Genomic DNA, 13,809 nt, shown 5'->3' with positions numbered 1-13,809 from the left:
AGATTGAGGGAATCGGCATCGCGCGTTTGGGACGCACGGCCGACCCGGTCGTTGGTGCCCCCGCGTCACAGAAAACAGGCCCGCCATGTCCGCCCGCCGGTGGTTCGTCCTGCTCGGCTTCGTGCTCGTCTCACTGGTGCTGGCGCTGGGGTGGTTCGCGTGGGCCGTCTTCAACGCGCCGCCCGGCCAGCGCATGAGCGCGATGGGCATCACCGGAATCCTTCAACTGCTCGAACTGCCGCTCGCTTACGGCCTGCTGCGCCTCAGCGACTACGCCCACACCTGGGCAATGCGGCTGAACCTCGTGAAAATCGTGAGCGCGGCCGGCCTCACGATCGGGGCGTTCGCCGGGGTTCGCGACCCCGAACTGATCGCGGGCGGCCTCGCGATCTGCGGGTTCTTCGGCGCGTACACGCTGTTCCTCCGACGCAACGCCGAGTTCTTCGACTGAACCGCGATACAACAGGTGCGTACCCTCCTCCCCCGGAACCCCCATGCGCACCAATCCCGTTAAGCAACTCTTGAAGTCCGGTAAACCCACGGTCGGAACCTGGCTCTCGCTCGGCAGCGTCACCGCGTCGCGGTTCCTCGCGCGCGCTGGTTTCGACTGGCTCACCGTCGACGTCGAGCACTCGCTCGTCAACGTCGAGACCACCACGCACATGATCGCGTCGATCGCGGATGCCGGGAGCGTGCCGCTCGTGCGCGTGCCCTCCAACCGGCACGACCACATCAAGCGCGTCCTCGACAACGGCGGGTTCGGCGTCGTGGTGCCGATGGTGAACACGCGCCAGGAGGCCGAGGACGCCGTGAGCGCGTGCCTGTACCCGCCGTTCGGCACGCGGAGCGTCGGCGGGAGCGTTCACGCGCTGAACTTCGCCGCGAACCCGGTGGACTATTACGCGAAAGCGAACGACGAGATCCTCATCGTGCTCCAGTGCGAGCACATTCAGGCCGTGCGGAACTTCGAGGAAGTGTACTCCGTGCCCGGTATCGACGCGGTGTTCGTCGGCCCCAACGACCTCGCCGCGAGCATGCGCAGCGCGGACGGCAAACCGCCGCACCCGGACGTCTTCAAGCAGGCCCTCGCGGACATCCTGGCCGCCGCGAAGCGGATCGGTGTGCCCGCCGGCATTCACACGTTCAGCATCGAAGAAGCGAAATCGCGCATCGCGGACGGCTGGCAGTTCATCGCGGTGAACAGCGAACTGAAGTTCCTGACCGACGGGGCCAAGCAAGTCGTCGATGGTTTGGGACTGGGTAAGGGGGGCGACCTCGCTAAGTATTGAACCACAGGGCGCACAGGGCTTCCGCCCTGTTACGGAAGACGGCCCCTCCGGGGCGAAGACCAGAACCCTCTTCCGCCGCGGAGCGGCCGGCGTTTGTAGCACAGGGCGGAAGCCCTGTGCATTCGGGTGTCCCTGTAGATTTTGGCAGGCGGTAGTGGTTAGGCTGTTGGTCCTTGCACTTTTTGACTCTGGGAGGCACGGATGCCGACGCTAACCATCGAGTACCAGACCGACGCGGAACGACTGATTTTGGAGCAGGCGCTGGCGTTTTTCGCTCAGATGCGACACGTCGGTGCCACCGCTCCCGATGGTACGGTACTGGCCGCTTGTGAACGAGTCGCCCTCGACTCCGGACGCGAACTCGTCCGCGACACGTTGGCTTCCGCCGTCCAGAGTCGCGCCGACACCACCGATGCTTCCCAAAAAAGTCGGGCAGCAGGCTCAAAGGACGACGCCCCCGCTGGCTCTTGACGGCACTCGGGCGCATCCGCCTCCGCCGTCAGTACGCCATCCGCGCCGATGGCGGAGCGTTCCCGGCCGATGCCGTTCTGGGAGCCGAGGGGTATGTAACGACCGCCGCACAGCGGATGGCGGTTCTGGCCGGTGCGAGGGATTCCTTTGCGCGTGCGGAAGTAACGCTGCGTGAGTTGGCCGGTTGGGAGTTAGACGACGAGGTGATTCGCCAACTCACACACGCCGCCGCGAAGAGTCTGAGGGCCTCCCGCGAGCATCGCGCCGACGCCGAACGATTCGCAACGGCCGGGGGAGTCGTCGAGGTGCAAATCGACGCCGGGAAGGTGAACACCACGACCGGATGGCGGGACATCAAGTTGGGCGTGGTTTGCAAGCGAGAGCGGGGGAAGTCCGCGACGCCCGAAAAGTGGAGCGACCGCGTGTTGCCGCCCCCAACGATTCGGACCGTGGTGGCCAACGTCGAGGGCGCGAGCATTTTCGCGGAGCGCGTGCGAGCGGAGGCGGATCGCCTGAAGGTGACCACCGCCAGCGACGTGACGGTATTGGGTGACGGCGCGGAGTGGATCTGGAATCTGGCGGCCGATGTGTTGCCCCAGGCCGCCGGTGTATTGGACGTGTATCACGCGATCGAGCACATCGGGACTGCGGTGAAGGCGATCTGGGGTGAGACGGCGGAGGCGACCGCTCGTCGGCAGAGCGCCTTGTTGGCCGTGGTGACGGATGGGAAAGCCGGGATCGAGCGGTGGATCGCCGATACGTTCGGCGCGTTGCCGTCGGAATCCAACGGAGACGTGTTGCGGGCGTTGGCGCGTTACCTCGGCTCGCACCCGACGCGGTTGGGCTACGCGCAACGGCTGGCAAATGGTCGGAGTATCGGCAGCGGGTTAATCGAGGGTTCGGTGAAGCAGTTGGTGAATCGCCGGATGAAACTAACCGGCGCGCGGTGGCGCGTGGAACACGTCGGGCCGCTGGTGGAACTGGCGGCCGTCATCGAGACCCCAGACTGGCACGACTTCTGGACCGCCGCTTGAGCGTTGCCAAAATCTACAGGGACACCCTGTGCATTCTTGTGCTCAAAATCGAGATTGACCCCAGCCACCACCGAAGCTATGCACGCGGGTGAAACCTTTAGATACCCAAGGCGTGCGAACCGATGCGGCGGGCGTGGGTGCGTTCGGTGATTGTGGCGTTGTGCGCGGGAACCGCGTGCGGGTGCTTGACCCGCACCGAAAAACCGTCGCTCGCGTCCGTGGCCCGGTCCCTCGCGCCGGTGCAGCAGGTCGAGGGCATCCAGCTCGAGTCGATCATCCTCGAGCGCCCCGTCGGGGACCGGTTCCTCGACCGCGACCTCTGGGCCGCGACGCTGCCGATCGGCTCGTCCGAAATGCAGGTGCTCCTGAGCGAGAACGGGCTCCGCGCGGGCGTCATCTCCGGGGCGCTCCCGGCGCGGTTCCAAACGCTCCTCGAATCCGATTCGGAGGCGATCGGCGGGCGCGGGCTCACGTTCGCGAACCGCAAGGAAGAAGTGCTGCCGACCAGCGGGCCGAACGAGCGGTGCGAGTTCACCGTCCTCACGGACCTCGCCGGCCAGCGCAAGCCGGTCGAACTGAAACAGGCGCGGGGCGGCATCCTCGTGCGCCCGGAACCGACGAGCGACCGCCGCGTGCGGGTGTGGTGCGAACCGCAGCTCCAGCACGGCGAGCGGCAACTGTTCCTGCGCCCGTCCGCGGACGCGACCGGGTTCGTGAAGCACGAAGAGGTTCCGCTGGTCCGGTACCAGCCCCTCGCGTTCGATGCCCCGCTCGGCCGCAACGAGTACCTGGTCATCGGGTGGCAGGCGGACCAGTCGGACACGCTCGGCGCCGCGCTCTTCAGCGTGGAAGCGAACGGGCAGCCGCGCCAGCGGGTGCTCGTGATCCGCGCCCGCCAAGTGAACCCCGGCACCGCGCCCGACCTCCCGTCACTCGGCTCGGGCACGCGCCGGGCGTCGATCGCGGCCGAGGCCGGGCGCACGCGGTAAATGATGCAGCAATTTGTTTACTGGGCGCGCCTGCGGCGCAGCCACTCACCCACGCTCAACTTCCGGCTGCTGAGCAGCAGATAGATTAGCGCGAACACCGCGGGCGGACCGCCCCACAAGAGTAAATCGGGCGGCGGGAACGTCGGCGCGGACCCGGCCGTCGAGAGCACCTCGCCCGTTGTTTTCTTCGCCAGCATTTCGCCAACGAACATCCCGACCACGACCAGCACGACGAACGCGACCAGATCGGCGATGAACGGCACCAGCGTCGGTTCGGGCCGCTCCTCGAGTTCCGGCTCGGGCTCCGGTGGTTGGGGAGTACGCTTGGAAGGCGGGGGCGTGCGCGGGGGTTCCGGGCCGAGCAACTTGAGGTCGATTCCCGGAGCCGCGTGCGCTTCCGTGGTGGAGGTTGGTCCCACCGTGCTTTCGAGTTCCGGCGAACTGGCCTGGTTCGCGTCGCTCGCCCCCGGGGGCCAGATGCGGGCCGCGTCACTGAGGCTCGAGGCCGTCGGCCCGCCCACGTTGAAGTCGATGTCCGGCGTCGAATCCGGCTTCGTCACGAACACGTCGGTATCGTCGGCCGGGGGAGCCGGCGGCTTCGCGACCGGCGGTTTCACATCGGCCGGTGGGGGTAACTTCGCGGTCGGGGGTTTCGCACCCGGTGGGGGCGCAACGATCTTGGCGACCGGTAGCGGGGCCTTCGGCGGCACTGCTGGAGCGACCGGCTTCGGCTGGACCGGCACAGGCGGCGGAGCGGGGGGAGGGGGCGGATCGGGTTCCGAGGCCGGAGGCGTGATGTGGTGACCGCACTGCTTGCACACCAGCGGGAGGAACGCTAGCGCGGGCGGCAGTTCGTAGTGTCGGCTGCAGTTGGGACAGTTAAACCGGATCACGCGGACCTCGGGTGGCGACACGTCCGATGAGCGCGATGATAGCGAATCAGAGCCGGGAATGCAGCCCGCGCGCACTCACCATTGCGCCCGGCGCGGTTGCCCCGTCACTACAATCGGAACCGTTGTAATAGGGGTCGCGGGTCTACCGTGCCAGCGCCGGCGCGCGCCCGCCTCACGGCTCGTGCGGCCCGCTACTTCGCGAACTCGTTGTGCAGCGCGGTAAGCGTCACTTCGCAATTCGCGGTCGTGCCCACAACAACGAAGCACCGGAACTGGTGGTCGCCACCGGGAACACCGTCCTGATTCCTCAAACGGAAAACGCAGTTCCACTTCACCACCTTTTCCGGCACGAAGCGGAACCGCCCGTACCCGGCGCCCTCAAATCCCCTACTCGGTAGATCCGGCGCGTACACGCCCATTGCGTGCTTGCCGTCGGCTGTGCCCAACACGACCGGGTCGGCTTGCTCGCCTGGGCCATCGGTGAGCGGTTGCAATTTCCCTTCCTTCGCATTGAACCGGAGGAACGTGTCGAACTCGGGCGGCATGTACCCCGTGACCGCCTCGAACTGCGCGTAGGTGTGCTTCTCGCCGCTCGGAACGAGAAACGTAACTCGGTACTCGATCGCGTGGGACAGTTCCTTGTAGCCGATGATGACGCGCTTCGCGAGGTAGTGGTCCGATAGCGCGACCGTGTTCCGCGCGGGATTACCCAGCGACTTCTCCCCCGGCTTCAGCCAGAACGCCATCCGGTTGAGCGTCACGAGTTCGTTTTCCTTCGCGCTCAGCTCGAGCAACTTGCCCGTGGAAGTCGCCCCGCGCCCGTCGGCCATGCTCCCGGCTTCGGTCGGGTTGAACACCTCGGGGACGAACTTCTGCCCGCTGTCGAAGTTCGATGCCGACTGGATTTGCCGCCCGTGGTCGAAGCTGTCCACGAACGCCTTCCCGCCCCACGTCAGCGAGTGGATCGCCCCGGCCGTGCGCGCGGTGGTGCGAATGACGATGTCGGACGCGCCCGCTTTCGCGCGGATGGTCGAATCGCCGAACGCGGTCAGAGGCGCGGGTCCGGGGGCGCCTACGGGTTGGAACTGAAGCGCGGCCATGATGCCCACGCTCGTGAGCGCCAGCAGCACCAGGACGGTTTTCACGATGAGTTTCATGGCGGCTATTCTACCGTGACGCGGGGCGGGTGTTGTTGAATGGCGCCTTGCGAACGGTGCGGCGTAAGCCCGCCGGTGGCGCCCACCACAATGGCTCACACCGTACCCGAAAAACTTGTAGCGAATGACCTCTGAAAACACCGGCGGGCTTACGCCGCGCCGTTCGCAAGATTCAATGTCGCGTGCGTCAGGTCAGGAGCGCATTTTGGGTGTGCGTGTTACTCGAATGTCAGCCCAAAGTGGCGAAATATGGAGAATTGTTAGCCACGATTCGCGGGTCCGCCCACGTCGGGGCGGCCCGCCGTTCGTCCGGTCACTGACTTTCCGAAAGACCCGGCGCCGATTTCGACATAAAGTGTGTAACACTCTCCCGCCACCAAGCCCTTCTCGCTCGGAGTCCGCGCATGCACCGGTTCGTCTCCCGTTTCGCGCTCGCATTCGCACTCGCTCCCACCCTACTTGCAGCCGACTGGAACCAGTTCCGCGGACCGGCCGGCAACGGACACGCGGACGCGAAACTGCCGACCGAATGGGACACCAAAAAGAACGTGACGTGGCGCAAAGAGTTACCGGGGTTGGGTTGGTCGTCGCCGGCGGTCGCGGGCGGAAAGGTTTATCTGACGACCGCCGTTTCTCAGGGAGAGGGTTACTCGCTCCGCGCGGTGCGTTTGGACGTGAAAACTGGCGACATCGAATGGGACCAAGAGGTATTCAAGCAAGGCGCGGAGGCGCCGAAACCCCACAAGAAGAACAGCCACGCCAGTCCGACACCGGTGGTCGAGGACGGCAAAGTGTACGTCCACTTCGGGCACATGGGCACCGCGTGCTTGGATGCGAAAGACGGGAGCAAGGTGTGGGCCAAACAGGAGCTCAAGTACACCCCGGTTCACGGCAACGGTGGGTCGCCGGTCCTCTCGGGGAAGCACCTCATCTTCAGCGTGGACGGCACCGACAAACAGGCCGTGATCGCGCTCGACAAGGCAACGGGAAAGATCGCGTGGCAGACGCCGCGGAACAACAAGACCGGGGCGAACCCGTTCTCGTTCAGCACACCGTTACTCATCAAAGTGAAGGATAAAGAGCAACTCGTCTCCGCCGGTAGTGGAGTGATGATGGCGCTCGACCCGAAGACCGGTCAGGAGATCTGGCGCGCGACCTACGGGAGCGGGTATTCCGTGGTACCGAAACCGGTGTTCGCGAACGGCCTCGTCTACGTTTGCACCGGGTACAACGCGGCGAACCTGGTTGCCGTTAAGCCGGACGGAAAGGGTGACGTGACGGGCTCGCACGTCGCGTTCACGGTCAAAAAGAACGTCCCGCTCAACCCGTCGATCCTGGCGATCGACGACGCCCTGTACATGGTTTCCGACAGCGGCGTGCTGAGTTGCCTCGACGCGAAGACGGGGGCCGAACGGTGGAACGAGCGCGTCGGCGGGAACTTCTCTTCGTCGCCGCTGCTCGCGGACGGACTGGTGTACCTGCTAGACGAAGCGGGCACGACGACTGTGTTTAAACCGGGCGCGAGTTACGAAGAGATCGCGAAGAACAAGCTCGGCGAGAAGACACAGGCCAGTTGCGCGGTCCACGGCGATGCACTCTTGCTCCGCACCGAGAAGGCGCTGTATCGCATCGAGAAGAAGTGAAAGACAGCACAAGGCGCACAAGAGACGCACAGGGCTACAAACGCCGGCCGCTCCGCGGCGTGAAAGGCATTGATAGTTTTTTGTCTTCGCCCCGGAGGGGCCGTCTTCCGTAGCACAGGGCGGAAGCCCTGTGTGGTCCTGGGGCAGCCCGACCCAAAATTGGGCTTGCAAAACAAAGTGAACTGATTTACACTTCTCTATATTCGCACTGCGCGCGAAGCCCGGGTTTTCGGTGTCAGTTTTTGCGGACGTGCGGCTCGACCTGACACCTGCCAGGTACTATGCACAACACCACAAACGGTATCACTCCGAGACAGAACGCGGCGCAAGAATTGTGCTGATCGCAAAGGCTTATTCCAGAAGCAATTGCACCTAAACGCTAACATTTCGAGGGGGTCGAAAATGTTAGCAAATGTTACCCGAGTGTCGGGGGCAACGGGACGAAGTCAGGCCAGCTCCACTGATTCGACAACGAGGTGCGCGACGATTGCACACCTCGCGGTTTTCAAAGGGCACTGCAATTAATCGCTGAACACGCGGTCGAAGTCGCCGACGCCGGCCCGCATCGCGAGTTGCCGGAAGTCGTCCGCGAAGTTCTCCGTGGTGTGGTGCAGGTGCTCGGCTTCGGAAATGAGCGGCAGTGTCTCGCGCCGGCGCACCCCGTGGGCACGCAGCACGCGGCGGAACGGCTTCAGGTTCGGCGCGTAAATGTGGAACAGCTTATGTTCGTCGAACTGCACCTCAATCGGGCGCCGTTCGGCGAGCACCGCGACCCCCGTGCAGCCGTCGTTCGTGAGCAGCTCCTCGAACTCACAGAAGTGGCTCGTGAGAACGGCCAGATCGATGTGTTCGCGGCGCAAGTCCGCGTGCCCGTCCGCGAGCACCCCGTGGCTGCTCTCCAGCACCACGTGGACCACCTCGCCCAGCGGCTCGAGGAGCGCCAGGAACGTCTCGAACAGCCGCTCCGCGGATACCGCGGCCGAGAGCATCGGGAGGCGCAACTTGGCGCGCTGGTCGCGGTACACTTCAACACGGTAGCCCTGGCGCGGGCACACCGGCACACTGGCCCCCGGACGGATCGCGTCCGTCAGCGTAAAGGAGCCGTAGGAATTCACGGACAGGTGCGTGGCCAGCCGGTCAGGAGTCACGGGGACACCTCGCGCGACAACGGAATTTAGCCCAGGGAGACGGAAATCAAGTGGTGTCGCGTCGTGGCGGTCGGCGTCTGGGTGAAAAGCCCTGGGCAGTCTAACTTAGCCCCAATTTTGCGTCGCTGGCGTCCGTGCCGCCCGAATTATAGCGCGCCGTTCGCCCGAAGCGCACGAAACTGGCGCGAAGTCCGGGTGTTCCGATTACGGAACCGGTGTATGATCGGGGCACTGGCGCGTTGGTGCCGCCCGTTACCAACGCGCCCGGCCCGAATTCCGTTGAACCAATCAAGCCGACCAGCGACGCGACATGAATGAAGAGTAAGTGACGTCAGAGGCTCCGAGTTTTGACCCTGCGGTTCGGGACGGCACAACGGGAGAATCCCTCATGCGGCAATTCGGTGCGTTTCTCGCGCTCGCGGTTTGTGTGCTGTTTGCGACCGATTTCCTGGCACAAACCGCCAAATCGGAAGACCAGAAGAACATCGTCATCCGGCCGAAGATGTCCGGTGAGTCGGGAGTGCCCGCCGCGATTGATGCGTCCAAGTTCATCATCATCCGGCCCAATGGGAAAGCTCCGTCCCTCGTCACAACACAACCAACCGCACCCACTCAACCGACCCAACAGGTAGCCGGGCGCCCGGTGGCCGGTACGATCGCGGTCCCGCCCCCCGGTGTGCCCAAACTCGATGCCGACACCGCGTTCGACTACTGGTTCGTTGCCGCCGTAGAAGGGCAGCGAATCGGTTACGTTCAGTGGGGGGCGAAGCGGACCATGAAAAATGACCGCGTGCTCCTCGTCGGGGTGAAGTACCAGAACTTCACGGTGGCGCGGTTCGGGCAGATCGTGAGTCAATGGGGTGAGGAATCGTCCGTCGAAAACGCGGCCGGCGACATCCTTGTTACCGGCATGCGGCAAGGGATCGGCAAGGATCAGGCCCTTGTGCTGAGCGGCGTGGTCGAAGGCAAAACGCTCAAAGTGACGGGCGACGGGGCCGCGAAAGGCGCCAGCGACACGCCCTGGCCCGAGGGCGTGGTCGGGTGCGTCCGCGAGCCGGCCCTCTTTAAGGAGAAGCGGATCAAAGCGGGCGAGTCCTTCGATTACCCCGCGTACATCGGTGTGATTAACCGCGTCGTGAAGATGACCGTGGCGCTCGAAGCGGAAGAGTCTCTGGCACTTTGGCCGAAGGAACCGGCCCGAAAACTGCTTCGGTACGTTTCCAAGATGGAGTCGGTCGGCAATTTCAAACTGCCACCCGCAACCACCTGGGTAGATGCGGAGACGTTCGAGCCGCTGAAGATGGAGTTCGATTTCCCCGGTTTTGGCGGTAAAGTCACGTTCCTCCGCACCACGAAGGAGTCCGCGACGGCGGCCGTAATGCGGCCGATCGAGCTGTTCAACGCGCAATCGATTCGCCTAGATCGCGAAATTCCTGGAATACACACGGGTAGGAGTGTCGTCTACAAGGTATCGGCCCCGAAAGACGACGAACCGACCACCCTCTTTGCAGGGGACGCGCGCCAAACGGTCAAGAACCCGGACCCGAAGACGAAGAGCTTTGAACTGCACGTGTCGGCGGCTCACGGTCCAGTGAGGGGGGCCGGCGCCCCCGCGCCGGGCAAAGAGTTCACCGCGAGCAACTACTTCATCAACTGGGACAACGACGGCGTGAAGGGCCACGCGGCAGCCGCACTGAGGGGCTTACCCGCAACGGCCAGTGATTGGGAGAAGGCGGCGGCCATCGAGCAATGGGTCCACCGGAACATGAAGGCGTTCGAGTTCTCCCAAGCGATGGCGACGGCCGATAACGTGGCGAAAACGCTCAGCGGGGACTGCACCGAGTACGCGATGCTCGGCGCCGCGATGTGCCGGGCGACTGGGGTGCCTTCGCGGACGGTACTGGGTCTGGTGTACGCACCCGCGAAGGACGGCAAGCCGTACCTCGCGTACCACATGTGGTTCGAGGCGTTCGCGGACGGCCAGTGGCTCCCGCTCGACGCGACGCTCGGGGGCGGCGGGGTCGGTCCCGGCCACCTGAAGATCGCGGACCACAGTTGGCACGACGAAAAGACCTTCGCCCCGCTGCTGCCCGTGTTGCGGGTGCTCTCGGCGAAACCGGCCGTGACCGTGGGGAAGGTGGAACCGTAGTCGGAAAGTTCTGAGTGCCCGAATCGCGCATGAAATTTAAGTGTGCGATAGCTTCCCCGTGATAGACCGTCTATACTCTTGGCACTGCTGCCGAACACGTTTCTTAAGCGTCGTGAGGCGCAAAACGCGCGACGGGTGCCCGTTCCTCCCGCGCGACCCCTCGTGAGCGAGCGTCGATGACCGTTGTGTCAGTCAGAGTGCCGGCATGACAGAACGGGAACTGCACACCCCGCTCGCCCCGACGCCGGCCCGGTCGGTCGCGCACACGGCTCCGCACCCAGACCACGAAGGCAATGGTTCGTTGATGACCGCGACCCTTGTCCCCCGATCGCCCGCCCCGGCACCCGGCACACTCACCGCACGGGGAGAGCACCCCGTGACCGCTTCTGATCCCGGTGACCGCGGCCGCCAGTGGCTCACGCGCCTGTTCGCGGGCGACGCCATTCCCGCGATCGCTCCGATCGCACTTCCGCCCGCCGATCGCACGGCCGTGGAACACGCCGCCGTTGCCCGCGCCGCGGGGTGTTGCGATCTGTTCGTGATCCACGCCGATCCTGCGGCCGGGGAGCGCGTCATCGCCGACATCGCCCGCGCCGCGCCCGATCGCGTCCTGGTGCTGTCGCCCAACCCGGGCGCGGCCGACCGCGTGACCGAGCGGTTGCTCAAGTGCGGCGTACCCGTCCTGCGCGCGCTCGCGGACGACGAGAACCCGACCCGCCCGTCCCCGGCCGTTAGCAAGGTGACGTCCGTCGCACTCGGCAGCGCCCGCGCGGAACAGGCGCGCCGCGAAGCCGCGGCCGAGGTCACTGCGGCCGAGAGCCGAATCGCGGCGTTCGCGAGCGTTTCCAAGGCGCTCGCGCGATTGGCCGAAGTGAACGAATCGCTGGCGCGCCTGGGCGCGGATCTCGTAGAGCGAACCGCCGCGCGCGACCGCATCGAATCGGACTTGCGGGCCGAAACGGACACACCGTTCGCACTCGCGCTCGCCAAGCTTCAAGCCGATCACGACGAAGCGACCACGAAACTGGCGGCAGAGTTACAAGCCGCGACCGCGGCCCACACCGAAAAAGAAGCGGCGCTAACACAGGCTCGGCACATTCTCGCCGAAGCGGTCCGCAAGCCCGGGTTCTTGTCGCGCCTGTTCAGCGGCAAAACGAAACCCGGTACGGTCGACCTCGCGGACCTGGAGAAGCAGGTCCACGCCCACGAAACAGAAGTGGCCGCACTCGCCGATCAAGTGCGCGACCTTCAAGCGAAGTCGGACGCTTCGCGGGCCACAACTGCCACCGAGTGCGCGGCGCTGGTCGCGAGCGAGCTCTCTTCCCGGCGCACAGCGAGTGACGCTGCGATCACCACGACCGAAGACGAGCGAGCGCGGGCACAAGCCGAGGCTACCGCGCTCAATAAGGTCATCACGGCCGCCGTGCCGGGCGAGGACTGCGCGACCGCCGAACAGAAGTTGACCGCGGCCCGAGAGAAGGCCGCGGAGATCGCGCGGTCCGCTCCGCAAATCGGTGCGCGGGCGATCGTCGGCACGCCCGGCAGCCTGAGCGCCGACCCGGTGTTCTCGGCATTCGCCGACAAGCCACCGTTCGGGGTACTCGTACTCGACCGCGCGGAAGAACTCCCCGAAGCGGAGTTCCCGCGGCTCGCGCGGCTCGCCGAGCGCTGGGTTCTGGTCGGCCACGCGCTCCCCCCCGACGACCCGCGCCCGCAGTTCAACAACGCTCGTTCGCGCGGCCCGCGATCGGGTCGGGCCGAAGTACCGTTTGCGGCCCGTCTCGCGAAGGCACTCGACCGCGAGACGTGGACGGTGGAAGGCGAACGGCTCGTGTGCCGGCTCACGCACCTCACACCCGACCAGCGCCGATCAATGACGCGCGAGCCGCTCGCCGATCGCCCCGAAATCGAACTCCGGTTCACCGCGACCGGCGCCGACCCGCTGCTCGCGGAGATCGCGTTCCCGGGCCACACGGCCGTCCCCGTCGCGAAGAGTTTCCTGTTCCACGAACTCGGCGAAGTGCTGTTGCGGCCGTGCGGCGAACTCTGCTGGACCCACGGGGCCGACGCGATCACTGCGGGCTGGTCCGCGGCCGACGTCGGCCCGGACGCCGCGTGGGTCGACCTCGAAGCGGGCGTGCGCGAGAAGGTGACCGGCGCCGGACCGTTCACGTTCACCGCCGCCGTGAGCTTCGACCCGACCGCAGGCTGGGACGCGGACCGGGCCGCCGCGTGGCTCGCTACGCACCTTCCGCCCCCGTCGCCGAGCCGCTTCGCCGCGCTCCCGCGCACTCCCGGCGCCCGTCCCGGCGCGTAACCCGGCGGGCACCTTTCGCTCGTTAATACTCGTGATTCCCGGAGGCCGAGCGCGGGTGCCCTCTGGGGGAGGCCGATGTGTCGTTCAAACTCGTCGTTTGGGACTTCGACGGTACGCTCGCGGACTCGTTACCGTCGGCCGTGACCATCTTCAACCGGCTCGCGCCGGAGATGGGCTTCAAGCCGATCGAAGACCTGAGTGCCGCCCGCGCGCTCTCCACGCGCCAGTTCCTCCGAGAACACGGGATCTCGCTCTGGCGCTTGCCGCGCCTCGTGCGCAAGTACCAAGCCATCGCCGCAGAAGGCGCCGACCAGTTGCAACTGATCGCCGGCATCCCCGAGGTTCTGACCGAACTCGCGGCCCGAGGGGTGAGGCTGGGCGTGCTGTCGTCGAACCGCGAGGACAACATTCGGCGCTGCCTGCGGGCCAACGGCGTGGAGCAGCACTTCGCGTTCGTGATCGGGTACCCGCGCCTCTTCGGTAAAGCCAAGGCCCTGAAACGCATCCTGCGCGCCGAGCGCATGGACCGTGCGGACGTGCTCTACGTCGGTGACGAACTGCGCGACGTGGAAGCCGCGAAGAAGGTGGGTGTGAAGGTCGCCGCAGTCGCGTGGGGGTTCCACAAATCGGAACTGTTGCGCACGGGCGCACCCGATTTCGTGGCGACCGAAGTGCGCGAGTTAATGGGCGCGGTCGGAGCGGAGCGGGAACGATGAATC

At 65.6% G+C, this 13,809-nt stretch carries 11 protein-coding genes and 1 pseudogene; 9 read left to right on the top strand and 3 right to left on the bottom strand.

Annotation, left to right across the window (positions count from 1 at the left end; translation table 11 throughout):
- Positions 1-85: 85 nt before the first annotated feature.
- The 5 genes and pseudogenes from J8F10_RS28875 (at position 86) to J8F10_RS28855 (ending at position 3,783) form a co-directional block, all read left to right on the top strand.
- Positions 86-451, top strand: coding sequence for a hypothetical protein (locus tag J8F10_RS28875; RefSeq protein WP_210659888.1), 366 nt, complete (start codon positions 86-88; stop codon positions 449-451).
- 43 nt (positions 452-494) lie between these two features.
- Entirely contained in the window at positions 495-1,289 is a 795-nt protein-coding gene (locus J8F10_RS28870) for an HpcH/HpaI aldolase family protein (protein WP_210659886.1), read from the top strand.
- Positions 1,290-1,490: 201 nt separating this feature from the next.
- On the top strand, positions 1,491-1,760 hold the full coding sequence (locus J8F10_RS28865) for a hypothetical protein (RefSeq protein WP_210652645.1): 270 nt from the start codon (positions 1,491-1,493) through the stop codon (positions 1,758-1,760).
- Positions 1,709-2,794, top strand: a pseudogene (locus J8F10_RS28860) (hypothetical protein); the annotation flags it as partial. The gene J8F10_RS28865 and the pseudogene J8F10_RS28860, both read left to right, overlap by 52 nt.
- Positions 2,795-2,979: 185 nt before the next feature.
- Complete coding sequence (locus tag J8F10_RS28855; RefSeq protein ID WP_210659885.1) at positions 2,980-3,783, top strand: hypothetical protein; 804 nt, start codon at positions 2,980-2,982, stop codon at positions 3,781-3,783.
- Positions 3,784-3,800: 17 nt separating this feature from the next.
- Here the strand turns inward: J8F10_RS28855 and J8F10_RS28850 are convergent, their stop codons facing one another.
- Positions 3,801-4,676, bottom strand: coding sequence for a hypothetical protein (locus J8F10_RS28850; RefSeq protein ID WP_210659883.1), 876 nt, complete (start codon positions 4,674-4,676; stop codon positions 3,801-3,803).
- Positions 4,677-4,867: 191 nt separating this feature from the next.
- The gene (locus tag J8F10_RS28845; RefSeq protein WP_210659881.1) at positions 4,868-5,833 is read right to left on the bottom strand and encodes a hypothetical protein; all 966 of its coding nucleotides are present in this window, start codon (positions 5,831-5,833) and stop codon (positions 4,868-4,870) included.
- Positions 5,834-6,237: 404 nt separating this feature from the next.
- Here J8F10_RS28845 and J8F10_RS28840 point away from each other — a divergent pair, with 404 nt between their 5' ends.
- Complete coding sequence (locus J8F10_RS28840; protein WP_210659880.1) at positions 6,238-7,476, top strand: PQQ-binding-like beta-propeller repeat protein; 1,239 nt, start codon at positions 6,238-6,240, stop codon at positions 7,474-7,476.
- Between the two features lie 521 nt (positions 7,477-7,997).
- Here the strand turns inward: J8F10_RS28840 and J8F10_RS28835 are convergent.
- Positions 7,998-8,624, bottom strand: a complete 627-nt coding sequence (locus tag J8F10_RS28835; protein ID WP_315854177.1) for a hypothetical protein — start codon at positions 8,622-8,624, stop codon at positions 7,998-8,000.
- A 388-nt stretch (positions 8,625-9,012) separates the two neighbouring features.
- On the opposite strand from J8F10_RS28835, the gene J8F10_RS28830 reads away from it, so the two are divergent.
- From J8F10_RS28830 to J8F10_RS28820, 3 genes are all read left to right on the top strand, one after another.
- A complete protein-coding gene (locus J8F10_RS28830) occupies positions 9,013-10,773 on the top strand; it encodes a transglutaminase-like domain-containing protein (RefSeq protein WP_210659879.1) in 1,761 nt (586 codons plus the stop codon).
- 376 nt (positions 10,774-11,149) lie between these two features.
- Positions 11,150-13,090, top strand: coding sequence for a hypothetical protein (locus J8F10_RS28825; protein WP_210659878.1), 1,941 nt, complete (start codon positions 11,150-11,152; stop codon positions 13,088-13,090).
- A 77-nt stretch (positions 13,091-13,167) separates the two neighbouring features.
- Positions 13,168-13,806 (top strand): HAD-IA family hydrolase, encoded by a 639-nt coding sequence (locus J8F10_RS28820; protein WP_210659877.1) that lies wholly within the window; start codon positions 13,168-13,170, stop codon positions 13,804-13,806.
- The last annotated feature ends 3 nt before the right edge of the window (positions 13,807-13,809 follow it).

This window comes from Gemmata palustris, from assembly GCF_017939745.1.
Classification (GTDB): domain Bacteria; phylum Planctomycetota; class Planctomycetia; order Gemmatales; family Gemmataceae; genus Gemmata; species Gemmata palustris.
This window is presented reverse-complemented; position numbering and strand designations above follow the sequence as displayed.